Below are 24,700 nucleotides of genomic sequence, written 5' to 3'. Positions count from 1 at the left end.
TGATTATATGGATCTCAGCAAGCTGACTCAGAAATCGCAGGAAGCCCTGGGCGTGGCCCAGGAGACTGCGGTGCGCATGGGCCACCAGAGCGTGGATGCCGAGCATCTGCTCCTGGCCCTCGCCACCCAGGAAAACGGCCTGGTGCCGCGCATTCTGGAAAAGGCCGGCTACGACGCCGGGGCCTATGCCAAGGCCGTGGAAGAGGAGCTGGCCAAGATGCCCTCGGTCTCCGGACCAGGCGCCCAGCCCGGCCAGATCACCGTCACCCAGCGGTTGTCGCAGATCCTGGTCAAGGCCATGGACCACGCAAAGCGGCTCAACGACGAGTACGTGAGCGTGGAGCACCTCTTCCTCACCCTGGCCGAGGAGCCGGAGAAGACCGGCGTGGGCCGGGTGAACAAGCAGTTCGGCCTGACGCCCGAGAAGGTGCTGGAGACCCTGACCGAGGTGCGCGGCAGCCAGCGCGTGACCTCCGACAACCCGGAGGCCACCTACGAGGCCCTGGGCAAGTACGGCCGCGATCTCGTGGAAGAGGCGCGCAAGGGCAAGCTCGACCCGGTCATTGGACGCGACGAGGAGATACGCCGTTGTGTGCGCATCCTCTCGCGCCGCACCAAGAACAACCCGGTGCTCATCGGCGAGGCCGGTGTGGGCAAGACCGCCATCGTGGAGGGCCTGGCCCATCGCGTGCTCAAGGGCGACGTGCCCGAGAGCCTGAAGGACAAGATGATCTACGCCCTGGACATGGGCGCGCTCATCGCCGGGGCCAAGTACCGCGGCGAGTTCGAGGAGCGGCTCAAGGCTGTGCTCAAGGAAGTGGAGAAGTCCGAGGGCAAGATCATCATGTTCATCGACGAGATCCACACCATCGTGGGCGCGGGCAAGACCGAGGGCTCCATGGACGCCGGCAACCTGCTCAAGCCCATGCTGGCGCGTGGCGAGCTCCATTGCATCGGCGCCACCACGCTGGACGAGTACCGCAAGAACATCGAGAAGGACCCGGCCCTGGAGCGACGCTTCCAGCCCGTGGTGGTCAACGAGCCCTCGGTGGAGGACACCATCTCCATCCTACGCGGCCTGAGCGAACGGTTCGAGGTGCACCACGGCGTGCGCATCGCGGACGCCGCCCTGGTGGAGGCGGCCGTGCTTTCGCACCGCTACATCACGGACCGCAACCTGCCGGACAAGGCCATCGATCTCATCGACGAGGCCGGCGCGCTGATCCGTACGGAGATCGACTCCCTGCCCACGGAGCTGGACGTCATCAACCGCAAGATCATGCAGCTGGAGATCGAGCGCGAGGCCCTGCGCCGCGAGAAGGACGAGGCCTCCCGCGAGCGGCTCGGAAAGCTGGAGAAGGAGCTGGCCGACCTCAAGGAGGACCAGGGCGAGCTCATGGCCCGCTGGGAGAAGGAGAAGGGCTCCATCGACGAGGTCCGCAAGGTCAAGGAGGATATCGAGCGCACCCGCCGCGAGATCGAGGAGGCCGAGCGCAAGTACGACCTCAACCGCGCGGCTGAGCTGCGTTTCGGCACGCTCACTCAGCTTGAGAAGACGCTGGCCCAGCTCGAAGGCACGGAAACGGCCGAGGGCGAGGAGAAGTCCGAGACCACCCGCCTGCTGCGCGAGGAAGTCACGCCGGAGGACGTGGCCGCCATCGTGGCCCGCTGGACCGGCATCCCGGTCTCCAGGCTGATGGAGGGCGAGCGCGAGAAACTGATGCGCCTGCCCGAGCTGCTGCACGAGCGCGTGATCGGCCAGGAAGAGGCCGTGAACGCCGTGGCCGACGCCGTGATCCGCGCCCGCGCCGGGCTCAAGGACCCCCGCCGGCCCATTGGCTCGTTCATCTTCCTCGGCCCTACCGGCGTGGGCAAGACCGAGCTGTGCAAGACCCTGGCCCAGGCCCTGTTCGACTCCGAGGACAACATGGTCCGCCTGGACATGAGCGAGTACATGGAGAAGCACACCGTGGCCCGGCTCATCGGCGCGCCTCCCGGATACGTTGGGTACGAGGAGGGCGGCCAGCTTACCGAGACCGTGCGGCGCAAGCCGTATTCCGTCATCCTGCTGGACGAGATCGAGAAGGCGCACCACGACGTGTTCAACGTGCTCCTGCAAATCCTGGACGACGGCAGGCTTACGGACAGCCACGGCCGCACCGTGGACTTCAAGAACACGATCCTGATCATGACCTCGAACATCGGCTCCACAACCATGCTCGAAGGCATTACGGAGCAGGGCGACTTCCGGGAGGGCGTGCGCGACGCCGTGATGGGCGAGCTGCGCCGGCATTTCCGGCCCGAGTTCCTGAACCGCGTGGACGAGACCGTGCTCTTCAAGCCGCTGCTCATGGACCAGCTCAAGCAGATTGTGGAGCTGCAGCTGGCCAACCTGCGCGAGCGTCTGGAAGACCGCAAGATCGAGCTCAATCTCACCGATGCGGCCAAGGAGCTCATCGTGCGCTCGGCCTACGACCCGGTCTACGGCGCGCGGCCGCTTAAGCGCTACCTGGCGGCCCATCTGGAAACGCCGCTGGCCAAGGCGCTTATCGGCGGCAAGCTGCACGACGGCGAGGCCGTGACCTTTGACGTGCTGGACGGGGACCTGGGCTACACCACCGGCCCCCGCACCAGGACCGAGGAGGAGTCGGCCGAGGCGTAGCTGCTTTGACGAATACGTGAATCAAAAAAAGGTCGGGCCGAAAGGTCCGGCCTTTTTTGTGTGCAATTCCGGGTAGGAAGCCATTTTCCCGCGTTCATTGCTTCCCTTTTCGGCGCATAACGGGTAGTAATTGCACTGCATACGGAAACCGAAATCCGTGAGGAGAGTTTCAGGATGACGTCAATGCTGGACAACAATTCCGATGCCGTTCAAGGCCGAATGGCTCGCGCCCGCGAGACCTTTGAAGACGCCCGTGTCCTTGCCCTGGCGTTCCGCTGGGACGGTTGCGTCAGCAGGCTGTGCGACGCCTGCACTTTTGCCATGGATGCGGTGCTTCTGCACCGCGGTTTGCGCAACCCCAAGGGCCTGCCCATCGGCGGCCAGCAGGCGTGGCATCTGCTGGAAAAGGCGATGATACCGCCGGTGCTGGCCTCCAGCTACGCCGACCTGGTGGACCGCTGCCGGGACATGGAGCTGCACACGGAAAAGCACTACGACCGCGACGACACCTTGGACCTGTACGCCTTTGCCGAAGAGTTCATCGACTACATCGATGGCGTGGTGGTGGGGTAGGGTTGTCTGACCCCCGGCAGGCGGATTCACCCGCCGGCCTTGTCTTCTTTTCTGGAAAATTAACCTTGGCTCAAGCAGTTCAGGGTCCAGGGGATCGATGATCCCCTGGCTTCCCTTCAGGCATACCTGTCTGACGCAATCCTAGTATAAAAGCCTTTCAAAAGACTCTCACTCCAGCCCACGCCCCAGCATCACTTCCGCAAGCAGCTCTTCTGTCGCCTTTTTGGGTGATTCGGCGGCGCAGATGGCGCTGACAACGGCGATGCCGTCGGCGCCGGAGCGGATCACGTCGCGCGCATTGGACAGATTCACCCCGCCGATGCCCACGAGCCGCTGGTGGGTCTGGGCGCGCAGACTGGCCAGGTTCTCCAGCCCCCATTCTTCGGACGTGTCCTTTTTGGTATTGGTGGGAAAGATGGGACCCACGCCCAGGTAATCCGGGCCGAACCCCCCGTCGCCGAGCACCACCTCCAGGTCGGGCACGGACAGGGCCTGCTCCATGGTGTCCACGCTCAGGCCCACGATCTTGTGCGGTCCCACCATCTTGCGCACCTCGGCGTAGGGCAGGTCCTTCTGGCCCACGTGCACGCCGTCGGCGTCCACGGCCAGGGCCACGTCCACGCGGTCGTTGATGATGAGGGGGATGCCGAGCCTGTCGAGCAGGTCCTTGGCCGCGCAGGCCAGCTCATAGAACTCTCGGGCCGTGGCGTCCTTTTCGCGGATCTGCACGATGGTGGCGCCGCCGGCCACGGCTTCCTCGATGATCTGCAGAAGGTCACGGCCGGCGCACAACGGCCGGTCCGTGACCAGATAGACGGAGTAGTCGCGTTTCTTGTTCATTGCTGCTCCAGGCGCATGCGCTCGGTGAGCTCGGTTTCCGTGAGCGTGTAGAGCACGTCGTAGAAATGCATCTGCAAGGAGCCGGGCCCCTCGGAGCGCGCGGCCGCTATCTCGCCCACCGCGGACATCACGGCCATGGCGTGGACAGTGGCGGCCAGGGGGCTCGGGTTGACCGCTGCGAATGCCCCGCACAGGGCGCTGGCCGTGCAGCCCAGGCCGGTGACCCGGGGCATCATGGAGTCGCCGCCGGTGAGCACCCAGGTGGCGTCGCCGTCGGTGACGAGGTCGATCTCGCCGCTGACGCAGACGGTGCATTTGTGGCGGCGGGCCAGCTCTTCTGCCGCGGGTGCCGCTTCGTGCACGCCGTGGGCCGTGTCCGCACCCTTGGAGGGCGCGGTCGAGCCGGCGATGGCCAATATCTCGCTGGCGTTGCCGCGGATGATGCTGGGGGCGCGGTCCTTGAGCAGCGAGGCGACGAACTCGCGGCGCAGGCGCGTGGCGCCCACGGCCACGGGGTCCATCACCACGGGGGTGCCGAGCCTGCTCGCGGCGTTGAGGCCTACGGACATGGCCTCCATGTTACCCGGCGTGGGGGTGCCGATGTTCAACACCAGGGCCTGGCAGATGCCCACGATGTCGTCCATCTCGGCCACAGCGTTGGTCATGGCCGGGGAAGCGCCGATGGCGAGCAGGGCGTTGGCCGTGGTGTTCATCACCACGTAGTTGGTCACGTTGACGACGAGCGGTTTCTGCGCGCGGATGGCCTCGACGTCCTGCCATGCGGCCTTGGGAGAGATAGTCATTTACGCCTTGCCTCCGCCCATTTTGGCCTTCACGGAATCCACCTTGATGCGCAGGCCGTTGGTGCGGTCCTTGCGGTGGTCCACGTTCATCATCATATACACGCGGTGGCAGTCGGGCTCCAACGCTTCAAAGCATTTGTGCGCCACGTCCAGGACCTCCTTCACGGTGTCGGCCTCCACGGCAGTGCCCATGGGGCCCATGACATACGGCAGGCCGCTGGCCTCGATCACGTCCATGGCGCGAGCGACGTACACGCCCAGCTCTTCGCCCTGGTCCAGCGGGAATATGGAGAGATTCAATATAGCGCTCATACAAGCCTCCTTGATGCAGCGCCCGCAGTGTTGCGGACGCGTGTGCATGTAATTTGTACAATCAAGAAAGTATGCAGGAGCGGTTGCAAAAAGTCGAGATGGCGGCCCGTTTGAACAACAGGGGCATTTTGAATTGACGGGACTGTATGAACGACGTATACCATGACCGGGAATTGTGAAGAACCCTCAGCGGTTACACCGGCAAAACCGGCCAAGATCGGTGCCAGGTTCCTGTACGGCGCGTTCAGCCGCATTGGGTATGCGGTTTGTAACAGTGGATGTGATATTCCCGTGCAGTACCGATTCAAGCGGAGCGGTCCGGGCCGCCGGTCCGGTTCGAATTTGCATCGCATGATCGCGATGGCATCAGGCAAGGAGTTGCACAGCGCATGGCCCAGATAGACGCCTTCTTCAAGATGCTCCACGAGCACGGCGGTTCCGACCTCCACCTCTCCAGCGGTTCGCAGCCCATCATCCGGCTCCAGGGCGAGCTCCAGCGCGTCAAGTTCAAGATGCTGGAGCACGAGGAGCTCAAACGCCTGCTCTACGAGATCACGCCCGAGAACAAAATCAAGGAGTTCGAGGAAAGCGGCGACATCGACTTTTCCTACGAGGTGCCCAACCTGGCGCGCTACCGCGTGAACTTCTATCTGCAGAGCCGGGGCATCGCCGCCGCCTTTCGTGAAATTCCCGAGGAGATTCTGACCATCGAGCAGCTGGAGCTGCCGCAGCTTCTGGCGCAACTGGCCATGCTGCCCAAGGGCCTGGTGCTGGTCACGGGTCCCACAGGCTCGGGTAAGTCCACCACGCTCGCGGCGATCATGGACTACGCCAACAAGGTGCGTAAGGACCACATCCTCTCCATCGAGGACCCCATCGAGTTCGTGCACCAGCCCAAGAACTGCCTCATCAACCAGCGCGAGGTGGGCCGCGACACCAAGACCTTCTCCGCCGCGCTGCGCGGCGCACTCCGCGAGGACCCGGACATCGTCCTGGTCGGCGAGATGCGCGACCTGGAAACCATCAAGCTGGCTCTGGAAGCGGCCGAAACCGGCCACCTCGTCTTCTCCACGCTCCACACCATTTCCGCGGCCAAGACCATCGACCGCATCATCGAGGTTTTTCCGGGCGACCAGCAGGGGCAGATCCGCTCCGCCCTGTCCGAGTCGTTGCGCGCGGTCATCTCCCAGACGCTGTTCAAGCGCATCGACCGCCCCGGCCGCGTCGCCGCCCTGGAGATACTCATCTGCGTGCCTGCGGTGCGCAACCTGATCCGCGACAACAAGTCCTACCAGATCAACTCCGTCATCGAGACCGGCAGGAACTACGGCATGCAGACCCTCGACGACGAGATCATGCGCTTGTTGAAGAAGGGCATCATCGATCCCAACGACGCGTACAACAAGGCCGTGGAAAAGAAGAAGTTCCGCGACTTCCTGACGAGGCCGCCGGAGGACTTCACGGAGCAATACCAGAATGCTTAGGGCGCAGCTCGACCACATCATTTCCCAGGTGCTGGACTTCGAACCCGAGACCTCGGATATCCATTTTGCAGCGTACAAGCCGCTGCAGGCCGAGGTGCACGGCGAGCTCAAGGACGTGCCCCTGCGGCCCAACCTGGGGCCGCTGCTGCCGTTCCAGACAGAAGCCGTGGCCATGGTCATGATGGGCCAGAACCTTCGGCTCTACCGCGACCTCATCGAGCAGGGCTCCTGCGACCTCGCCTACTCCCTGACCGGCCGGGCCCGCTTCCGCGTCAACGTCTTCTCGCGCACCGGCTCGCTCTCCATCGTCATGCGCCAGCTGCCGTATAAGGTGCCCACCATTGCGGAGATGAACCTGCCGGACATCTTCTATGAGATGGCCAAGGAGAAGTTCGGCCTCGTCCTGGTCACGGGCGCCACGGGCTCCGGTAAATCAACTTCGCTGGCCTCGCTCATCGATGAGATCAACCTGCACAGGCCGGTGCACATCGTGACGCTTGAGGACCCGGTGGAGTTCATGCACGAGCACAAGAAGGCTACCATCAACCAGCGCGAGCTGGGTATGGACTTCGACGAGTTCGCCTCCGGACTGCGCGCCGCCCTGCGCCAGGCGCCCAAGGTCATCCTGGTCGGCGAAATCCGCGACCGCGAAACCATCGAGATCGCCCTGTCCGCGGCCGAAACCGGCCACCTCGTGTTGGGCACGTTGCACACGGCTGACGCCGGCCAGACCGTGAACCGCATCATCGGTATGTTCGAGCTCTCCGAGGAACGCCTGATCCGCACGCGCCTGGCCGAGAGTCTCAAGTACGTCATCTCCCAGCGGCTGCTCTCCAAGGTGGGCGGCGGCCGCGTGGCCGCCTTCGAGATCCTGCGCAAGAACCTGCGTATCACCGATCTCATCGTCAACGGCGAGGACGAGGAAAAGAACTTCTACCGCGTGCTCGCTTCCAGCGGCACATACGGCATGGTCACCTTCGACCAGTTCATCTTCAATCTCTACAAGCAGGGGCTCATCACCGAGGAGACGGCCATGCTCACCGCCAGTGACCGCTCCGTGCTCGGCAAGATGATCGACAAGCTGAAGTCCTCGCGCGGCGAGAAGGTCACGGACATCGTGGGCCTCGTCATCGATGACGACTACGGCGTCGAGATAGAGTAGGGGGAGACTGATCATGCATGTCATCTGTACGGCGTGCCTCAAGCGCCTTTTTATCGCTCCGGAAAAGATGCCCGCCGGGGAGAGCACCTTTCCCATGGTCTGCCCGCGCTGCGGCACGCCGCTCCTGGTGGACCCGCAACACGGCCGAACCTTTGCCACCGGCGCCACGGCCTATGCCGCCATGAAGGCCGATGCCGCGCTCGGCTCTTCCGAGCTGGACGACATTCTCGCCGCGCTGGAGCGCATGACCGTCAAGGTGCGCACCGGCCTGCGGCGGACGTGGCCTGAGGAGCAGGACACCGGGCTGGCGAGCGTGTTCGATGTCGAGGACAATGACTAGATCAACCTTTTTTCCAGGAGCCGCACCGCCATGCGCTTCAAGTGCAACAGCTGTCAGCGCGATCTGAATATTCCGGACTCGAAGCTGCCCGACGCGCCGAAGTTCAAGGTCAAATGCCCCCACTGCCGCAAGGAGATCGTGGTCAACCGCGCGGAAAAGGGCCAGGACCTGGGCGGCGAAGCCATGGGCAAGTCCGGTTCCGTGCCGTACTCCACCATCGAGCCCGAGGTCTTTCCTCCCGGCGCCAGCGTGGCGTTTCTGCTCATCAGCGACAAGCGCTGGTCCGAGGCGGCGCAGAACGGCCTCAAGCAGGCCGAGTACTACATCAGCCAGGCGCGTGGACCGGAAGAAGCCGTGCTCAAGCTCCGGCTCAACGAGTACGACCTGGTGATGGTCGAGGACACTCCGGCGAACCAGGTCGTGATCGAGGAGATAGGTACCTGGACAGGCCTGCGGCGGCGCAGCCTCAACTTCATCCTGATTGGCGACGAGGCGGCCAGCCTCGATCCGCAGATAGCGTTCCGCAAGGCCATCAACTCCTACCTCAACATCAACGATGCCGGACGCGCCGAAACGCTCATGGACAACGTGATCAAGGGGTACGGCGTCTACTACCGCTGGTTTGCGCAGGTCCAGGAGGTCTTCAGTTAGCGCCTGCGGGTTCAATGGCCTGATTTTTCCCTGACATCCCAGTGTATTCGAGGCTGCCGTATAGACGCCGATTTCAGTTCCGGCGCAGTGCGGTGGTCTGTATGGAGTGCTTGTTTCATTTTCTACATACTTTCGATGCGGGCTATTGTAACACCTTTGCGCAGGCCCGCCGATTCCGATCCCACGCCGCTACGCATCGCCACGCCAGACAGCCCGGAGAACCAGCCATGGAAATCGCCTACGTCCACCACGATTGCTTTATCATTTTTCTTGAGGACGCACTGAACACCGCGTTCCTGTTCGATTTTCCGGATGCGGCGCACCGCCCGGAATCCGCGGCAGGCTATGTGCGCGATCAGCTGGCCGGGCGCCGCGTTTTCTGCTTCTTCTCCCACAGCCACGCCGACCACTTCAGCCCGGAGGTGCGCGAGCTCCTGGCCGGAGCCGAATCGGTCAACTATGTGGTCTCCGACGACGTGGCCTCCATGTCCGAGCTTTTTGATCCCGAACTCCATGACGACGTGAGCGTGGTGGAGCCGGACGAGACCATCCACGTGGATGAGCTGGCCATTACCGGCTACGAGTCCACAGACCTTGGCGTGGGCTTCCTCATCAAGCTCACCGGGACCACCATCTGGTTCTCCGGCGATGTGGCCCGCTGGAGCTGGGAGGAGCAGGACGAGGCCTCGCGCGCCTTTGCGGACTCCCACTTCGCAAAGACCCTGGATTCCCTCAAGGCCGCCACCACCCGGCTGGACGTCGCCTTTGTGACCGCCGACCCCAGGCTGCCGCACTGGGCAGGTGGCATCGACTTCGACCGCGCCGTGCGTCCATGCGTCCTGGTGCCCATGCACGCCTTTGGCCGTCTGGACGAGCTGAAGAAGTTCGCCGCCGAGGTGAACGATCCCTCCCGGCTGTTCCTGTACGAGTCCCAGGGAGACAGGTACCGGCCGTCGTTGTAGGGCCCTTTGCCTTCCGTCCAAGACCGGGTAAAGTGGAGCGCGATGCTCAAAGTGGACCTCAAACGCCTTCTGGAGCGGCTCAACCCGTACTGCATGGACGTCATGCAGACGGCGGCCACCAGCACATCCGCCCGCGGCCACTACGAGGTTCGCATCGAGCATGTGCTTCTCGTGCTCGCCGAGGATGCGGCCAACGACTTCGGGTTGATCCTGGCCGGTTTCGGGCTGGACGGACGCGAGCTTGCGCCGCTTCTCGAATCGACCCTTTCCGCGCTGCCCGGCGGCTCCACCGGCCGTCCGGTCATGTCCCCGCTGCTCATCGACCTCTTGCAGGAGGCATGGCTCGTCGCCTCCATCGAGCTCGGCGAGTCGGCCCTCCGCTCCGGCGCAATCCTCCTGGCCCTGCTCGGCAGCCAGTCCGTGGACAGCTCGTCACCGGCCGTGGAGTACCTGCGCCGCGTCAGCAGGGAGCAGCTCGCCGCGCGGTTCGAGGATCTCGTCTCCCTTTCCGTGGAGAGCGCCGCGGCAGAGCGGTTGCGCGATGCTCCGGCGCCGGCCGGCGCTCCCGGCGTCATTCCCGGCCCCAGCCCCACCGGCGAGTACCTGCGCCGCTACACTGTTGATCTGTGCGAGAAGGCCCGCGAAGGCTCCATCGACCCGGTGTTCGGCCGGGAGGAGGAGTTGCGCCGGCTCATCGATATTCTGGCCCGCCGCCGCAAGAACAACCCCATCCTCGTGGGCGACGCCGGCGTGGGCAAAACCGCGGTGGTGGAAGGGCTGGCCCTGCGCATGGTGGAGGACGAGAACCAGCCCCCGGCCGAGCGGCGGCTGCCCTCCATGCTTTGGGACGTCACTCTGGTGGCCCTGGACGTGGGCCTGCTGGAGGCCGGCGCCGGGCTCAAGGGCGAGTTCGAGGACCGGCTTCAGCGCGTGCTCGCCGATATCCAGGCCTCACCCACGCCCATCATCCTTTTCATCGACGAGGCCCACACCCTTATCGGGGCCGGCGGACGGCCCGGCGGCAGCGACGCTGCCAACCTGCTCAAGCCGGTGCTGGCCCGTGGCGAGATACGCACCATCGCCGCCACCACCTGGCGCGAGTACAAACGCTACTTCGAGCGCGACGCCGCCTTGTCGCGCCGCTTCCAGCCAGTGGTTTTGGACGAGCCATCGGTGCATGCCACGGCCCAGATCCTCCGAGGGCTCAAGCCCCGCTACGAGGAGGACCATGGCGTGACCATCCGCGAGGACGCCGTGGAGGCAGCGGCCCAGCTCGCCGCGCGCTACATCACCGGCCGCTTCCTGCCGGACAAGGCCGTGGATCTGCTGGACACCGCGGCGGCGCGCGTGCAGCTCAGCCTCTCGGGTCGGCCCGAGCTTCTGGACAAGGAGGAGCGGGACATCGAGGACATGCGCCGCGAGATAGAAGGACTCATGCGCGACCGTCGGGGCGGGTTGCCCGTGGACGAGAAGGCTCTGCACTCCGCCTGGGCGCGGCTCGACGCCATGAAGCAGGAGGCCCGTACCCTGCGTGAACGCTGGCGCAGGGAGAAGCTGCTGGTGGAGCGCCTCGTCACTCTGCGCGGGGTCATGTCCCGCGTGGCCAGGGCTCCCGGCTTGCTGCGGGAGACCGACCCCGAGGATGTGCGCGCCGAACTGGCCGAATGTCTGGTCGAGCTGGATCGCGTGCAGGGCGACTCGCCGTTGGTGCGGCACGAGGTGGACCCGGACACCGTGGCCCGTGTAGTCTCGCAGTGGACCGGCATCCCCCTGGGCAAGGTCCGGCGGGACGAGGCCGCCTCGGTGCTGGGCCTCAAGTTCGCCCTGCGTGAGCGCATCCGCGGCCAGGATACCGCCCTGGAAATCCTCACCCGCGCCATCCGCGCCTCCAAGTCCGGCCTCAAGGAGCCGGACGCGCCGCTCGGCGTGTTCCTGCTCGCCGGGCCCTCCGGCGTGGGCAAGACCGAGACGGCCCGCGCCGTCTCCGAAATACTTTTCGGTGAGGAAGCCTCGCTGCTGGCCCTGTCCATGAGCGAGTACCAGGAGCGCCACTCCGTCTCGCGGCTCATCGGCTCGCCGCCCGGCTACGTGGGCTTTGGCGAGGGCGGTGTGCTCACCGACGCGCTACGCCGGCGGCCGTACTCCGTGGTGCTGCTGGACGAGGCGGAAAAGGCCCACCCCGAGATACTCAGCATCTTCCACCAGATTTTCGACAAGGGTCGGGTGAGCGACGCCGAGGGCCGCGCTGTGGACTGCCGGCACTCGCTCTTCTTCCTGACCACCACGGTATCGGACCAGCCCGACCCGGACGCCGACGCGCTGGACAACGGCGCCGATGCCGAGCCAGAGCGCCAGTCGCCCGACAGCGCAGCTTCCGAGGACACGGAGCGCCGCGCCCTCATTGAGCGTCTGCAGCCGCAGCTCGCCGAGTTCTTCCCCCAGGCCCTGCTGGCGCGCACCACTATCGTACCGTTTCTGCCCCTTTCCCCGGACGCGCTCCAGGACATCGTCTCCCTCAAGCTCACCCGCCTCGCCATCCAGGCCGAAGAAGGCAAGCGCATGCTCCTGGAGTTCTCGCCGGACGTGGTGCACGCTGTGGCCCACATGGCTGCTATCAGCGGCAGCGGCGCGCGCGGTGTGGACAACGTGCTGCGCGTCGAGGTGCTGCCCCGCCTGGCCGAAGCCATCCTGCGCAACACCGGCCACGACCAGCGCGACTCCAGCCGCGAACCCCGTGCCCAACGCATGCTGCGCGTGGAATGCACGCCCGACGACGCCCCGACCGCTCTGTCCTGGCGCTTCTCAGTCCGGGAACTCCTCCCGGAGAATTAGTATGTTTTTGCCTCCGGCGGCCAGGGGAACACTGTTCCCCTGGACCCCAAATCTGGGGTTTCTGGGTCCATATAGGTCCAGGGAGCCGCGCTCCCTGGCGGGTGCCCGAGGGCAGAGCCATCGGAATCCTGCCGATGACTACCGCCGTTTGATGACGACCAGGGTGACGTCGTCTTCAAAGGGAGTGCCGGCTGCGAATGTTTCCAGATCGGTGATGACGGCGTCGAAGATGCCGTTGGCGTCGAGGTGGGCGTTGGCGCGGACGGTCGCCTCGAAGCGGTCCTTGCCGTACATGTCGCCGTTGGCGTTACGCGCTTCCCAGATGCCGTCGGTGCCCAGGACGAGCAGGTCGCCGGGTTCATCCAGCCGGGCTTCGTGCTCGGTATACTGGAAATCCGAGATCACGCCGAGCACGACGCCGTCGCCGTAGAGGTACTCCAGCGTTTCGCTGGCCGGGTGATAGAGCAGGGCGGGATCATGGCCGCCGCGGACCCAGCGCATGGTGTTGTTGGCATCGTCGAGTTCCAGCAGGAAGAGCGTCATAAAGCGGCCGGTGCCGGCGACGTCGTCGCAGAGCAGGCGGTTGGCCAGGCCCACGCGCTGGGCCATGGACATATCCTGGCAGGGCACGGCGCACAGGCAGCGCAACAGGGCGCGCGCCGTGGCCATGAGCAGGGCCGAGGGCACGCCGTGGCCGGACACGTCGCCCACGATGACGGCCATGGTGGAGAGGCCGTCGTGGGTGACAGGCACGAAATCGTAGTAGTCGCCGCCGGTTTCGTCGCAGTAGAGGGAGGCCCCCTGGATGTCGAAGTGCTCCAGCCGGGGCGGCGTGCCGGGCAGGAGGTTCCGTTGCACCTCCTCGGCCACGGCCAGCGTATGGCGCAGATGCATGTGGTCCTGCAGCTTGGGGCCCATTTCGTTGAGCGCCCCGACGATCAGGTCGCGCTCGTCCTTGAGGTGCATGTTGAGCCGGACAGAAAAATCGCCTTCACCCAGGCGGCGCGCGGCGTCCGCAATCTGCAGGAAATGGACGGTGTAACGGCGTGCGCCGAAGTAGACGAGCAGGAGCACCGCGATGAGGATGAGGGCCATTGCCGCGCCGGAGACCAGGATGTTGAGCCGTGTGACGTCGGTCACGGCCTCGTGCACCTCGTTGGGCAGCGACATGTACACGGACTGGGGGACGAGGAGCAGGAAGCTGATCGAGTCGGAGGAGGCGTAGGCGAGCAGATTTTCGTCGCTGTCGTAGAGGACCTCCATGGCGCCTGGCCTGTCGTCGTCCAGGCGGTCCAGCAGGCGGGCCTTGTCGTCCGGCTTCAGGCCCGGGAGCCAGGGATGCAGCACGCCGTTGTCTTCCTGGGAGGCGTCATCCTGGAAGACGCTGTCGCGTTTCATCGGCGGCTGGCTGGCCGCCACCTGCAGGTCCATGGCCCCGGTGACGGGGTTCTGCATGGGGTAAACGAGAAAGGCGCGGGCCGAGCTGCCCCAACGGTCGGTGATCTCCCGGCCGCCCATGGCCACGGTGTCGAGCACATCGAGGGCGGCCACGCCGATGATGCGGCCGGAGACGTCGCGGATGGGGGCCGAAGCCGTGACGATCATCCGGTTCGTGGCCACATCCTGCAGCGGCAGCGTCCATACCAAGGTGCCGGTGGTCACGGCGCGGCGGTACCACGGTCGCTCGCGCGGGTCATAGCCCTCGGGATAGGCGGCGTGGCCCGGCAGGGAGCAGTGCAGACCGTTCTCCAGCGTGATGTAGACCCGGAACACGGTGTGGGGAAAGGTCTTCAGGATGCGGCGCATGAGGGATGCCGTGGCGGAAAGGCCGCGCACGTCCGCCGGGTAGGAGCCGTCGGCCTGCTTCATGGGGCGCTTGTCGGCATAAAACATGACCGGGTGTTGCCGGCTGACGGCGGTGGTTTCTTGTTGAGGCGGTGAGTAGACGGGGTCCTCGGTGGCGTCATCCGGTGCCGCGCCGGGGTTTCCGAACTCCTGGGTGGAATAGATCGGTTCGAGGACTCGGGCCGGCGGTTCGGTCAGGGCGCGCTGTGTCTCGTCGGCAAGCACGCCCACGGTGAAGAGCAGCGTCTGCTTCTGCTTGTTAATACCCGTGGCGAGGTTGGAGACCATCTGGATGAGGTCGTTGCGCACCACGTCTTCCATGGCGTTGGCCGCGCCTGTGGATATGAGCTCGCCTGCGCTCTCCGTAATGGAGTGGTTGACGAGGGACACGACGCCCACGGGCACCAGGCTGAACGCCAGGACGATGAAGAATATTTTCCAGCGAAAGCTCATAATGTAACCTACACACATCCCGATATATAAAAAAGAGCATGGAATGGGGTGCGTTGTCCAGAGCGACAGGGGCGATGCAAGGAGCGGCGAGAGTAAAGCATAATGTTATCAGTCGAATAAAAGCTTGACCAGAATGATAGGTTTCGTAAGCTGCACCATACGACTGCCGCCGATGCACTGGCGGCTTCGGAGAACCCCATGCGCTCCGCGCCGATTGATTTTTCTTGTATTCTTGTCTGCCAGCTCTCGCTTCTGGGCGATGTGCTCCTAGCCACGCCGGCCATCGAGTGCCTGGCGCGGGCCTACCCCGGGGCCGAGATCCATGTGCTGACGGACACGCGCGCCGCGCTGCTGCTGGAGAACAATCCGCATATTACGCGAATCCATGCGGTGAATGCGGCGGACACCACCGGGATTGTCCGCGCGCTGCGTATTGCCTTGCGGATGACACGGAGCATGCGTTTCGACCTCGTGGTGGATTATCAGCGCACCGTGCTTACGCGGATAGTGGCGATGCTCTCCGGCGCGCAGGTGCGAATTGCCGATACGAGCGGTCTCCACCTGCGGCCGTTCTACACGCACATGGTCACGCGCCGGCCGGGCTACGCCGCCAGGAGCAAGGTGGACCTGCTGGCTCCGCTAGGCATCGAGTGGCAGGGCGAGCGGCCGCGCATCTACCTGGACGAGGGCGACCGCGCCGAGGCGCTTACGGAGCTCGATGCATTGTTTTCCGGGGAGGCGAGCCGCGGGGGCGAGATCCCGGTTGCGGAACAGAATGCAGAGGCCGGTGGGGCGGTGGTAGGCCAGGATGAGGAACACGGATCGGCAGCCGGGTCCCGCCGCGGCGCATGGCGCGGCCGGCTGGTAAGCGTGGACCCCACGCAGGCGCGGCCGTGTCGGCGCTGGCCGGAGGAGCGTTTCGCCCGGCTTTTGGCCATGGTCTGGCGGGCGCATCCCAAGCTGGTTTATCTGCTGCTGCACGGACCGGGCGAAGAAGAGGTCGTCCAGACTGTGCATCGCGCCGCCGTGGAGCAGGGCGTTCCGGCCGGCTCCATCAGGTATGCGGCGCAGCCGCTTCCGTTGCGCACAGCCGCGGCGTGCATCGAAGCCGCGGTGCTGCACGTGGGCAACTGCTCTTTGCCGCGGCATCTGGCCGTGGCCGTGAGCACGCCGAGCCTCACGGTGATGGGGCCGACCGATGAAGTCTCGTGGACGTATCCCTGGAGCGTATGGGGCGGCGAACCGCACGAGGCGGCAATGTCGCCGCTTTCCTGTGCGCCGTGCGCCGTGGCCGGATCGAAAGGGGACTGCGGCGAGCCGCTCTGCATGGAAGCGTTGGAGGTGGATGCGGCGTACTCCGCCCTGGAGCGGGTGTTGTCCGCTACGGAAGGCGGCGCAACCTAGCACGTCTATTGCATCCATGTCCCTGAAAAGGCAATGATCGAGCCGCCATCAGGGGAAGCGCATACACAGCGCGTCCGGACAGCCCAATGACGAAACCTTTGTGCAGCTATTGTAACAGACGAATATTCAAGGATAAATCTGAAGAATGCTTCAGGATGAAACCATAGAGACACGCCAAACGCATCCCGCAACGGGACGGGGCGAACTCAACGCGGACAGGACGTGGTGCGCCGGACGCCAAAAAACCGCCGCCGGCGCGCCGCAGCTACTCGGCCATGTGCTCGACTTTGCTGACGGCCTCGCTCTTGACCCGGTCGAGGAACTCGGCCAGGGCGGCCTTCACATTCTCGCGAATGTCGCCGGCTACGACGAGCAGGAGCACGTCGTCGCCAGGAACGAGATGGCCGCCGCGGGCTTCGGCATACACGCGGAAGATACCGGGATAGCTCTCGAACTCCTGCCGCAACGCTTCGATGCGATCCTGGTCGGGGGTGACGTCCACGGCGGTGACCGCGCGCTTGTCCTTGCGGGAGGTGGCGCGCACCACGCCGTTGTGGACGAGAATCATGCCGACGTTCTCGGCAAAGCCGGGTTCCTGTTTTATGGCCGCGATGGCGGCGTCTGCGCTCATTGGTTTCATACGGGCATAGTTCCCTGTTCCATGCCCCACGTCAAGGAGAAGGGATGGACAAGATAACGCTGAGCTCGCTCGTCAAAAAGCTGCCCCAGTTCAAGGAATCGCGGATGGTCGCCACGGGTTTTGCGGCGTGGGTCTCCTGGTCCGCGGACCTGAACCCTGCGGTGGCAAAGACCCTGGCCGACTATGGCGGCATGCAGATGGCCTCGGAGCGGCGGCAGGCTCTGTGGTTCTTCTTCACCAAAGATGTCTTCATGGCGCTGGCCAAGCTGGAGGTCTGGTCGCGCCTCAACCCCCTGAAGGCGTTTGTACAGGCGGCTCCGGCCAAGCTGCTGGTGGACATGAAGCTGCAGCTCTCCATGTCTCTGGACCGCGATCTGGCCAGCCAGGAGGCGCCGATTCCGGAAGATTTCCAGGCCTGGGTGCATCCCAAGTTGGCCGATACGTTGAAGGGTTCTCCGGGAATCGAGCTCAAGCCAGCGCCGCGTAAAACCGGCATGGCCAAGGTGGAATGGAAGACGCTGCACGCCGATCCGCGGCTGCCGTACCAGTCGTCCATGGGCTGGTATCTAGTGCTCAAGCCGGTGGGCAACCCGCTGGACAAATCGTTCCAGCACGGATGGCGGGAGTTCTTCTCCGAGATCGAGCAGATACTCAAGCGGCTCAAAACCAAGTATATCCTCAGCAACAACTTTCTGATGCTGCCGCTGGACACCCTGCGTGAGCTGCGCACGTGGTGCCAGGAGTATCTCGGCATGGTCTCCCGGCTGCGGGAATCGGCCCCGGAGAAGTACTGGCCGTGCGTCCAGGCCATCGTGGACAGGAAGGGCCTGAACCTGAACCCGGAGATGTACAAGAAGATCGCCCTGGACTGGGACCAGCTCTCGCCGGACTTCCCGCACATGAGCTACCGCACGGCATTTCTCATGGGCGATGGATTCAAGATCAAGGATGTGCGCTTCTCCGTGGACCAGAGCTCCATGGACGACTGGTGCAATGTGAGCCTTAAGGACGAGCTGGCCGTGATGGAGGACATGCTCCAGGTGGAGCTGCCCAAACGGCTGGTGGCCGGGCAGAACCCGTCCTGCTTCTACTGCGGCCAGCGCACGCACAAGGTCACGGAGTGCCCCAGCCGGCACATGGAAGAGCTGGAGCAGGACATCTGGGAACGCGTGGCCGCCGTGGACATCGACGAGATGCGCCGCGCCCTGGAAGGGATCGACTCGACACTGAAGGGCGAGGTGACCGAGGCCATCGGCGATCTGTTGCATGGCCAAGGCACCACGGAAAGCCTGCTGATGCGGGCGATCTACGAGATCAACGCACCGTCCCAGCTGCGCATGCTCCGCACCGTGTGGCGCAGCCAGGGGCGCGAGTACCCCAAGGCATTGACGCAGCTTGCCGAGCCGAGCGGCGACCCTGTCTGGGAGGCGCTTGCACTGCTTCTGGAGGGCGAGTCGGTCAGCGTGGAGCGTATCGTCTCCAAGGAAATTTTCAAGGCGCCGCGCAACTATCAGCCCCTGGCCCTGCGCGGGTTCTCTATGCTGGAACGGGGGGAGGAGCCGCGGGCGCTTTCCCTGTGGGGCGAGGCCGAGCGGCACGCCTCCACGCCGTTGCAGCAGGCCTACCTGCTGTTCCTGCAGGGGCGCGCGCAGGAGATGATGGGCAAGCACGAGACAGCCATGGAGCTGTACAAGAGCGTGCTCAAGATTTCGCCCACATGGCTGGACGCCGCCTATCGCCAGGGCGTGTGCCAGGTGAAGATGGGCTTTGCCGAGCAGGCCATGGGATTTTTCGAGGAGCTCTTCGCCAAGGACCCGCACATGTTCAACCGCGCCCTGTTCGACCCGGAGATGGAGCGCGGCCACGTGCAGCTTCTTTCCTCCCTGCACCGCCTTTGGAGCGACGCCAAGAGCCGCGCCGAGGACGAGCTCAAGAGCTTCGAGGAGCTGAAGAAGGAGGTGGGACGCTGGTTCCCCACCGACCATCCCTTCTACGAGGAGATGGAGAACCGCATCGCCATGGTGCAGCGGATGTCCGAGATCAAGAACTACGTGGCCTTCATCAAGCTGGCGCAGGAGCGCCTGGCCCTGGCGCGCGACCTCCAAAAGCGTGTGGAGGAGGAGGGCCGCAAGCTCAAGAAAAAGTACGCCAACTACATGGAGCGGCTCAAGGTCATCCGGCAGGAGTCCTCCTGGTTCCCGTTTCCGCGGATACTCGTGGATTTCAACAAGGACTTCAACTACGTGGCCAAGCACCTCAACTGGGTCATGTCGCAGCATCTGCAGGTGGCGGACAACTTCCGCAAGGCCAGCGACATGGAAGAGAAGGTGCAGGCCAAACTGGAAAAGCTGGAGAGTCGGCTGCGCACCCTGAAGATCGTGCGCGACTCCACGCTGTTCGTGATGATCATGGGCAAGACCTTCATGTGGCTGGAGCTGGCCTGCCTGGTGCTTTCCTTCGCCTTCCTGCCGCTGGCGTCCTACTGGGGGCCGGCGCTGGGGATAGATTTTACAGGGGAGATGCCACTGCGCGAGAAGTTCGCAATCCAGACGAACATCATCGTGCTTTTCTCCCTCCTGGCGCTGGGCATCTCGGCCCTGCGCACGGCGCTTATCTTCGAGTCGCGCAAGGACAAGCTGTTCCGGAAAATACAGCAAAGCTAGCACACATCTCTCTGAAATTCTGGATGATATGACCGCGTGCCGCTGGTGGAAAAACGGCGGCGCGCGGTCATGTTGTTTCTGGATGTTGACTATACCTACCGGTAGGTATAAGACTCGTTCCATGAACATCGATACTCGGAAGACCATGCTGGATCAGGCGCTCCTGCTCTTTGCAAAGCGGGGGTACGAAGGCGTCGGCGTGCAGGAGATTGTGGCTGCGACCGGAGTGACCAAGCCCACGCTGTACTACCACTTCAAGAGCAAGCAGGGGCTGTTGTCCACCTTGCTGGACGAGCGTCTGTCCCCGGTTCTGGTCCACCTGGAAGAGCAGGAGCCCAGCGGAGACATCGAGCCGGACCTGACGCGGTGCGCCGCAACACTCTTTGCCTATGCCGCGAGCAACCCGGAGATGTACCGGCTCTTTCTCGCGCTCATGTTCGCCTCGCCCGAGTCGCCGCAACACGAGATCGCAGCGGTCCATGCGGAGCGACAGTTCCGGGCCATAGAGCGGATTTTCGTACGCGCGGTGGAGGCTGGAACCGTGGAGGACGACGCGGCGTTGCTTGCCGCCACGTTCCAGGGCGCGCTGCATAACTACATCACCCTGTTCCTGCTGGGGCATGTGGGGCTGGATGAAGGCGCCGCCAGGGGCGCAGCGCACCGTTTTGTGCACGGCATCGGAAGCCCGGACAGTGGTAATGAATGATCCCCGGCCTGGAATGGCCGGAAATTACATAAGAAAGTGAGGTGCGAGATGGAGACGACAGTGAAACGCGTGCTGATTGTCGGTTCCGGAACCATCGGGACCCAGGTGGCCGCCCTGTTCGCCCTGCGCGGGTTCGACACGGTTATGCACGATGTCTCGAAGGAACGGCTGGAGCATGCGGCCGGCGCGATAGCCGGCATGTACAACGAGCTTGCGGCGGGCGGCCATATCGATGCTGAGGCGGCCGCCGCCGGTCTGGAGCGGCTGCATCAGGAAGAGGACCTGGGGCGCGCCGCTGTCGGCGTGGATCTGGTGAGCGAGTCCGTGCCCGAGGACATCGCGCTCAAACGCGCGGTCTTTGCGCAACTGAACGAGGTCTGCGACCCGGACACCGTGTTTACCACGAACACCTCGGACCTTGTGCCTTCCATGCTGGCGGACGCCACAGGCAGACCCGAGCTGTTCGCCGCGTTTCATTTCCACTCGCCCATGCGCGGCGGCGACGTGGTGGACATCATGGGCCACCCCGGCACCAGCCCCGCGGTGCTGGTGCTGCTCCAGGAGCTGGCGGGCGAGTTGGGGCAGGCGCCCATCGTGCTCAAGCGGGAGCATCCCGGCTATGTGTTCAACAACCTCCTCAACGCTCTGACCCGGGCGGCACTGGAGCTGGCAGTGGACGACGTTGCTTCGCCCGAGACCGTGGACATGGCCTGGAAGCGCGTCATGCACATGCCTGTCGGACCCTTCGGGATTCTGGACATGGTGGGCCTGGACACGGCGTTGCGCATTGCCAGACTCGGCGCGGAACAGTTGCAGGATAACGGCCTGCAGCGCATCGTGGATTACTTGGCGCAGTACGTGGAGGAGGGCAGGCTCGGCGTGCAGAGCGGCAGGGGCTTTTACGAGTACGCCAGAGTGGAGGCATGAGGGGAGCGGGCAGCGGAGAAACGCATACCCGGCGCCGAAAGCGCAAAAAAAGAGGACGGGGCGAACCCCGTCCTCTGAACATCGAGATGCTTTGTGCGTCGGGTGCGACTTAGACGCAGCCGGTGGGCTTGGGCAGACCGGCCATCTTACAGGCTCCCTTGCCGGGGCCCGAGGGGAACAGCTCGTAGATCTGCTTCAGCTTGTAGCCGGTCACCTTGGACAGGATGCGGACCATGGGGGCGATGCCGTTCTTCTTGTAGTAGTCCTGCAGGAAATCGATGACCTTCTGGTGGCCTTCCGTGAGCTCTTTGATGCCCTCGGACTCTTTCACGTAGTCAACCCACTCGGGGCACCAGTCTTCGAAGCGTTGCAGGAAACCGTCCTCATCAACCTCAAAGCTCTTGCCGGCGTATTCAACCGTTGCCATGTGACATCCTCCTTGACAAGTGCATGTTTTTACGGGTTCGAGGGCGATCCGCCCCCGGAAATCCCTATTGATGGCCCGCACACAAGCGAACCGTACACACGATCCAATCGACGGCACTACGTCCTGATTTGTGTCGCATACGAAACAATACCGTCGAGATTGGAGTTACCTAAATTCTCCGGCCTTCCTTTGTCAAATCCTTTTTATCCGTGACAGGTAGGTGATATTGCAAAATTGAAATGTCTACACGCCTGAATTCAAATCATTCAGGTGGTTACGTGCAAACTCCAGGCTGGGGTCCAGCTCCAGGGCGGCGCTGAGCAGCTCGACGGCCTTGTCGTCATTGCCCATGTGTCGGTTGCATACGCCCAGGTTGGCGATGTCCATGGCCGAACCCTTGTCCAGGCCCAGCGCTGCCTCGAAGTCGCACGCCGCCTCCTCGTACATGGCCTGCTTGAACTTGGCCACGCCGCGAAGGTTGAAGTACTCCTTCACGTCCTGTGACAACCTGATGGCGCGATCCAGGCAGGGGATGGAGCCCTGCCAGTCCTGCATCAGCGTCTTCACATAGGCGATGTAGAAGGCTGCCAGCGCCTTCTTGTCGTCATCCGGTTGCAGCGGCTCGGCCTCCTGGAACCACTCCTCGGCGGCCAGCAGCTGCTCCTGCCGCAGGGCCAGCATGCCGCGGAAAAAGGGCAGGAAGAACGCGTCGTCCCCATACACATCGGCGATGACGGCCAGGCCGCGCTCCGCCTCTTCCGGGTCGGCGCCTTCGGCCAGCATCCGGCCCACGAACAGGCCGAGGCTGGGGCGGGTGTCGCGCTCCCGGAACTGGAGGCCGGGCACAAAACCGTAATGCGCAGGCAACAAAAGGTCGGGCCGGGTCAGATCCACGGCGTAGTAGGTCAGCTCCTTCTCCCGGAGCCCGGCGCACAGCGCGGCAAGCTCCTTGGCGATGTCGTCCGCTTCGATGGAGGGCAGGGCGTTCAGGTCCACCCTTGGGCCTTCCGCCAGAGCCTCGAAATCATCAGGCCCCTCCAGCTTGGGCAGGCCGGACGCCTCGTAGACAGAGCCAGTCTCGAAGTCGCCGCCCAACTGCGCGACTTCCGTAAGGGCGCGGATGGCGGCCTTGACCGGGGACGCGGCCGTGCCGGCCGTGAAGACGATCTCGGAGCGGTCGGGCCAGGTGTTGGGATCATACGCCGCAGCGGCCACGGTGGGCGCGGGCATGGACATGGAGAAGTCCTTGAGCACCACCCGGATGTTGCGATCGGTGAACTTTCGGAGCAGCTCCAGCAGCACCGGGTCGTCGATGGACTCGTGGCGGATGGTGGGCGTTTCCATGCGTTCGCGGTCCCAGAGGGCGCAGACGTGGCGTTCCACCAGCTCGCACCCGCCCTGCAGCAGGGACTCGGCCGGGGCATTACCGGCGCAGGTGCCGTTGAACTCGCCGAGGATCTTGAACCAGTCCAGGGGCGTTAAAGCCTCGCGCTCCTCGCCCAGGGCCGTGACCGGGTGGAAGAGCCAGCGCATGGTGTCCAGAACGCGCAGCGCGTCCGCCTCGGGCAGCTCCTCATTCACGGAAGCGAGGATCTCGGACACGGGCATGACCGGCGGCAGCCCCAGCGATTCGGCCTGGGCCAGCGCTTCGGAGTACGTCATCAGGGCGAACTCGGCGTCCTCCCAGAAGCTGAAGAAGGAGAAGCGCTCCACCAGCTCCATGAGCGCAGATGCCTCGGCCTGCTCCGGGGAAGCGCCCTTGCCCATCTGTTTGCGGGTGGGCATCACGCGCTTGGCTGCCTCGCCGCACACGGAAAGGAATACAGGGATGTCCAGCCGGCCGGTGTCGATGCGCTTGGTCTCGGCCAGGATGTCGCGGCCCTTGGCCGACAGCGCCTGCTTGACGCGGGCAACGGTCTCCGAGGGCGGGGTGGTCTTGTCCTGGTCGCGGGTGTAGCCCTTGGGGCACGGCTCGACGCGGATCATGCGGCGCTCCCTGCCTTGCGCTGCGTGAGGCGGTAGAGCGCGCAGAGGAATCGCTCGGGATCGTCGCCGTCCTCGCTCTCGTTGGCCTTGAAGCCCATGACCTGCTGCTGGATGTTGAACTCTTTCTCGGCGCGCTGGAAAAAGCCGTGGGCCTTGCGCGTGTAGCTCATGGAGAGCACGCACTCGGCATCCGCTCCGGTCGCGAGGTGCCGGCCGATGAACTTGGTCAGAGGGCGGTATGTATCCTCTATATACAGAACCTCGGCGCCGAGGATGAGGTCGAAGCGATCGGTCAGCGTATCCCGCTCCTTGTCCGCGCCGAAATCTACCCGGGCGACGCTGGCTTTGTTCTCCAGGCCGTTCTTGAGGATGTTGGCGCGCGAGAAGATAAGCGCGTCGGTCTCGATGTCCGATATCACGGTGTCATAGCCCTTGGAGGCGGCCACCAGGCCGGTCAGGCCCACGCCGGCGCCCATCTCCAGGGCGCGCTGGCCGGGCTTGGGCTGGAAACGTTTGGCGTAGTAGGCCAGCAGCACGGAGGCGGGCCACAGCTTGGCCCAGAAGGGCAGCTCCAGCGGGCCGTCGCCGGCCTGGTCGGCCAGCTGGTCCACGTAGCGCTCCATGTCGCTTATCTGAAGAACCTGAAACGGCTGCCCGTCTACGGTCACGGGCTCGAAATGGACCTCGAACTTGGCGCGGGCCGCGTCCAGCAGCTCGTCCAGGCTGGCTTCGTTGATTTCCTGCGCAGTGGCGGGGGTGGAAACTTGGGGCATGCGTGCGACTCCATCAAGGGTGGCAGTGGCGCCGCGGGGGAGAAGCGGCGCCGATACAATAAAAAAAGCCGGCGCAGGGCCGGCTTTTGCTCATTTGGAGCGGGAGACGGGATTTGAACCCGCGACTTCAACCTTGGCAAGGTTGCACTCTACCACTGAGTTACTCCCGCATGGAGGCGGCATCCGGATTTGAACCGGAGAATGGAGGTTTTGCAGACCTCTGCCTTACCACTTGGCTATGCCGCCGAAAACGGT

20 protein-coding genes and 2 tRNA genes are annotated in these 24,700 nt (G+C 64.3%); 12 read left to right on the top strand and 10 right to left on the bottom strand.

The genetic code is table 11. From position 1 onward, the window contains the following. Nucleotides 1-7: 7 nt before the first annotated feature. On the top strand, nt 8-2,662 hold the full coding sequence (clpB, locus tag E8L03_RS06550; protein WP_171266887.1) for an ATP-dependent chaperone ClpB: 2,655 nt from the start codon (nt 8-10) through the stop codon (nt 2,660-2,662). Nucleotides 2,663-2,845: 183 nt separating this feature from the next. Further along, nucleotides 2,846-3,235, top strand: a complete 390-nt coding sequence (locus E8L03_RS06545; protein WP_167512539.1) for a HEPN domain-containing protein — start codon at nt 2,846-2,848, stop codon at nt 3,233-3,235. A 168-nt stretch (nt 3,236-3,403) separates the two neighbouring features. On the opposite strand, the gene thiE is transcribed toward E8L03_RS06545, so the two are convergent. From thiE to E8L03_RS06530, 3 genes are read right to left on the bottom strand one after another with little or no spacing between them, the layout of a single operon-like run. Further along, the gene (gene thiE / locus E8L03_RS06540) at nt 3,404-4,075 is read right to left on the bottom strand and encodes a thiamine phosphate synthase (protein ID WP_171266886.1); all 672 of its coding nucleotides are present in this window, start codon (nt 4,073-4,075) and stop codon (nt 3,404-3,406) included. Next, nucleotides 4,072-4,878, bottom strand: coding sequence for a hydroxyethylthiazole kinase (thiM, locus tag E8L03_RS06535; RefSeq protein WP_171266885.1), 807 nt, complete (start codon nt 4,876-4,878; stop codon nt 4,072-4,074). The genes thiE and thiM overlap by 4 nt, the downstream gene beginning before the upstream one ends. Continuing rightward, complete coding sequence (locus E8L03_RS06530; protein WP_144306190.1) at nt 4,879-5,190, bottom strand: MTH1187 family thiamine-binding protein; 312 nt, start codon at nt 5,188-5,190, stop codon at nt 4,879-4,881. Nucleotides 5,191-5,579: 389 nt separating this feature from the next. Between E8L03_RS06530 and E8L03_RS06525 the strand changes: the two genes are divergently transcribed. The 6 genes from E8L03_RS06525 (at nt 5,580) to tssH (ending at nt 12,621) form a co-directional block, all read left to right on the top strand. Then, entirely contained in the window at nt 5,580-6,674 is a 1,095-nt protein-coding gene (locus E8L03_RS06525) for a type IV pilus twitching motility protein PilT (protein ID WP_144306191.1), read from the top strand. Further along, a complete protein-coding gene (locus E8L03_RS06520; protein WP_144306192.1) occupies nt 6,667-7,836 on the top strand; it encodes a type IV pilus twitching motility protein PilT in 1,170 nt (389 codons plus the stop codon). The genes E8L03_RS06525 and E8L03_RS06520 overlap by 8 nt, the downstream gene beginning before the upstream one ends. Before the next feature lie 13 nt (nt 7,837-7,849). Further along, nucleotides 7,850-8,176 (top strand): hypothetical protein, encoded by a 327-nt coding sequence (locus E8L03_RS06515; RefSeq protein WP_144306193.1) that lies wholly within the window; start codon nt 7,850-7,852, stop codon nt 8,174-8,176. A 30-nt stretch (nt 8,177-8,206) separates the two neighbouring features. Then, entirely contained in the window at nt 8,207-8,827 is a 621-nt protein-coding gene (locus tag E8L03_RS06510; protein ID WP_144306194.1) for a zinc-ribbon domain-containing protein, read from the top strand. Between the two features lie 227 nt (nt 8,828-9,054). Next, on the top strand, nt 9,055-9,789 hold the full coding sequence (locus E8L03_RS06505; protein ID WP_144306195.1) for an MBL fold metallo-hydrolase: 735 nt from the start codon (nt 9,055-9,057) through the stop codon (nt 9,787-9,789). Nucleotides 9,790-9,831: 42 nt separating this feature from the next. Further along, on the top strand, nt 9,832-12,621 hold the full coding sequence (tssH, locus tag E8L03_RS06500) for a type VI secretion system ATPase TssH (RefSeq protein ID WP_144306196.1): 2,790 nt from the start codon (nt 9,832-9,834) through the stop codon (nt 12,619-12,621). Between the two features lie 138 nt (nt 12,622-12,759). Here the strand turns inward: tssH and E8L03_RS06495 are convergent, their stop codons facing one another. Next, nucleotides 12,760-14,919, bottom strand: coding sequence for a SpoIIE family protein phosphatase (locus E8L03_RS06495; RefSeq protein WP_171266884.1), 2,160 nt, complete (start codon nt 14,917-14,919; stop codon nt 12,760-12,762). Between the two features lie 198 nt (nt 14,920-15,117). Between E8L03_RS06495 and E8L03_RS06490 the strand changes: the two genes are divergently transcribed. Further along, complete coding sequence (locus E8L03_RS06490) at nt 15,118-16,323, top strand: glycosyltransferase family 9 protein (protein ID WP_144306198.1); 1,206 nt, start codon at nt 15,118-15,120, stop codon at nt 16,321-16,323. 265 nt (nt 16,324-16,588) lie between these two features. Here E8L03_RS06490 and E8L03_RS06485 read toward each other — a convergent pair whose 3' ends face one another. Beyond that, entirely contained in the window at nt 16,589-16,954 is a 366-nt protein-coding gene (locus E8L03_RS06485) for a molybdenum cofactor biosynthesis protein MoaE (protein ID WP_144306238.1), read from the bottom strand. Between the two features lie 53 nt (nt 16,955-17,007). Here E8L03_RS06485 and E8L03_RS06480 point away from each other — a divergent pair, with 53 nt between their 5' ends. The 3 genes from E8L03_RS06480 (at nt 17,008) to E8L03_RS06470 (ending at nt 21,259) form a co-directional block, all read left to right on the top strand. Continuing rightward, nucleotides 17,008-19,626: a tetratricopeptide repeat protein gene (locus E8L03_RS06480; protein ID WP_144306199.1), complete on the top strand. Its 2,619-nt coding sequence runs from the start codon at nt 17,008-17,010 to the stop codon at nt 19,624-19,626. Nucleotides 19,627-19,747: 121 nt separating this feature from the next. Further along, complete coding sequence (locus E8L03_RS06475; protein ID WP_171266883.1) at nt 19,748-20,332, top strand: TetR/AcrR family transcriptional regulator; 585 nt, start codon at nt 19,748-19,750, stop codon at nt 20,330-20,332. A 60-nt stretch (nt 20,333-20,392) separates the two neighbouring features. After that, nucleotides 20,393-21,259 carry a 3-hydroxyacyl-CoA dehydrogenase NAD-binding domain-containing protein gene (locus tag E8L03_RS06470; protein WP_171266882.1) on the top strand — a complete coding sequence of 289 codons (867 nt, stop codon included), beginning with the start codon at nt 20,393-20,395 and terminating at the stop codon, nt 21,257-21,259. Nucleotides 21,260-21,368: 109 nt separating this feature from the next. On the opposite strand, the gene E8L03_RS06465 is transcribed toward E8L03_RS06470, so the two are convergent. The 5 genes from E8L03_RS06465 to E8L03_RS06445 form a co-directional block, all read right to left on the bottom strand. After that, nucleotides 21,369-21,686, bottom strand: a complete 318-nt coding sequence (locus E8L03_RS06465) for a TusE/DsrC/DsvC family sulfur relay protein (RefSeq protein WP_144306202.1) — start codon at nt 21,684-21,686, stop codon at nt 21,369-21,371. Nucleotides 21,687-21,929: 243 nt separating this feature from the next. Next, nucleotides 21,930-23,672 carry a YcaO-like family protein gene (locus tag E8L03_RS06460; RefSeq protein WP_171266881.1) on the bottom strand — a complete coding sequence of 581 codons (1,743 nt, stop codon included), beginning with the start codon at nt 23,670-23,672 and terminating at the stop codon, nt 21,930-21,932. Continuing rightward, nucleotides 23,669-24,445, bottom strand: a complete 777-nt coding sequence (locus E8L03_RS06455) for a class I SAM-dependent methyltransferase (protein WP_144306204.1) — start codon at nt 24,443-24,445, stop codon at nt 23,669-23,671. Before E8L03_RS06455 ends, E8L03_RS06460 begins: the two co-directional genes overlap by 4 nt. Before the next feature lie 95 nt (nt 24,446-24,540). Beyond that, nucleotides 24,541-24,615 (bottom strand) — tRNA-Gly (locus tag E8L03_RS06450). Between the two features lies 1 nt (nt 24,616). Next, nucleotides 24,617-24,691 (bottom strand) — tRNA-Cys (locus E8L03_RS06445). Nucleotides 24,692-24,700: the final 9 nt, after the last annotated feature.

The sequence above is a fragment of the Oceanidesulfovibrio marinus genome (assembly GCF_013085545.1).
In the GTDB taxonomy this organism is placed as follows: domain Bacteria; phylum Desulfobacterota; class Desulfovibrionia; order Desulfovibrionales; family Desulfovibrionaceae; genus Oceanidesulfovibrio; species Oceanidesulfovibrio marinus.
The sequence above is the reverse complement of the archived record's forward strand: the minus strand, read 5'-3'. Positions and strand labels throughout refer to the sequence as shown.

What these genes read in the sequence shown, in the direction of transcription:
- E8L03_RS06495 (WP_171266884.1), bottom strand. Translation starts at nt 14,919, where the DNA reads ATGAGCTTTCGCTGGAAAATATTCTTCATCGTCCTGGCGTTCAGCCTG.
- E8L03_RS06480 (WP_144306199.1), top strand. Translation starts at nt 17,008, where the DNA reads ATGGACAAGATAACGCTGAGCTCGCTCGTCAAAAAGCTGCCCCAGTTC.
- E8L03_RS06520 (WP_144306192.1), top strand. Translation starts at nt 6,667, where the DNA reads ATGCTTAGGGCGCAGCTCGACCACATCATTTCCCAGGTGCTGGACTTC.
- E8L03_RS06530 (WP_144306190.1), bottom strand. Translation starts at nt 5,190, where the DNA reads ATGAGCGCTATATTGAATCTCTCCATATTCCCGCTGGACCAGGGCGAA.
- thiE (WP_171266886.1), bottom strand. Translation starts at nt 4,075, where the DNA reads ATGAACAAGAAACGCGACTACTCCGTCTATCTGGTCACGGACCGGCCG.
- E8L03_RS06475 (WP_171266883.1), top strand. Translation starts at nt 19,748, where the DNA reads ATGAACATCGATACTCGGAAGACCATGCTGGATCAGGCGCTCCTGCTC.
- E8L03_RS06545 (WP_167512539.1), top strand. Translation starts at nt 2,846, where the DNA reads ATGCTGGACAACAATTCCGATGCCGTTCAAGGCCGAATGGCTCGCGCC.
- E8L03_RS06465 (WP_144306202.1), bottom strand. Translation starts at nt 21,686, where the DNA reads ATGGCAACGGTTGAATACGCCGGCAAGAGCTTTGAGGTTGATGAGGAC.
- thiM (WP_171266885.1), bottom strand. Translation starts at nt 4,878, where the DNA reads ATGACTATCTCTCCCAAGGCCGCATGGCAGGACGTCGAGGCCATCCGC.
- E8L03_RS06525 (WP_144306191.1), top strand. Translation starts at nt 5,580, where the DNA reads ATGGCCCAGATAGACGCCTTCTTCAAGATGCTCCACGAGCACGGCGGT.
- E8L03_RS06460 (WP_171266881.1), bottom strand. Translation starts at nt 23,672, where the DNA reads ATGATCCGCGTCGAGCCGTGCCCCAAGGGCTACACCCGCGACCAGGAC.
- tssH (WP_144306196.1), top strand. Translation starts at nt 9,832, where the DNA reads ATGCTCAAAGTGGACCTCAAACGCCTTCTGGAGCGGCTCAACCCGTAC.
- E8L03_RS06455 (WP_144306204.1), bottom strand. Translation starts at nt 24,445, where the DNA reads ATGCCCCAAGTTTCCACCCCCGCCACTGCGCAGGAAATCAACGAAGCC.
- E8L03_RS06505 (WP_144306195.1), top strand. Translation starts at nt 9,055, where the DNA reads ATGGAAATCGCCTACGTCCACCACGATTGCTTTATCATTTTTCTTGAG.
- E8L03_RS06485 (WP_144306238.1), bottom strand. Translation starts at nt 16,954, where the DNA reads ATGAGCGCAGACGCCGCCATCGCGGCCATAAAACAGGAACCCGGCTTT.
- E8L03_RS06510 (WP_144306194.1), top strand. Translation starts at nt 8,207, where the DNA reads ATGCGCTTCAAGTGCAACAGCTGTCAGCGCGATCTGAATATTCCGGAC.
- clpB (WP_171266887.1), top strand. Translation starts at nt 8, where the DNA reads ATGGATCTCAGCAAGCTGACTCAGAAATCGCAGGAAGCCCTGGGCGTG.
- E8L03_RS06515 (WP_144306193.1), top strand. Translation starts at nt 7,850, where the DNA reads ATGCATGTCATCTGTACGGCGTGCCTCAAGCGCCTTTTTATCGCTCCG.
- E8L03_RS06490 (WP_144306198.1), top strand. Translation starts at nt 15,118, where the DNA reads ATGCGCTCCGCGCCGATTGATTTTTCTTGTATTCTTGTCTGCCAGCTC.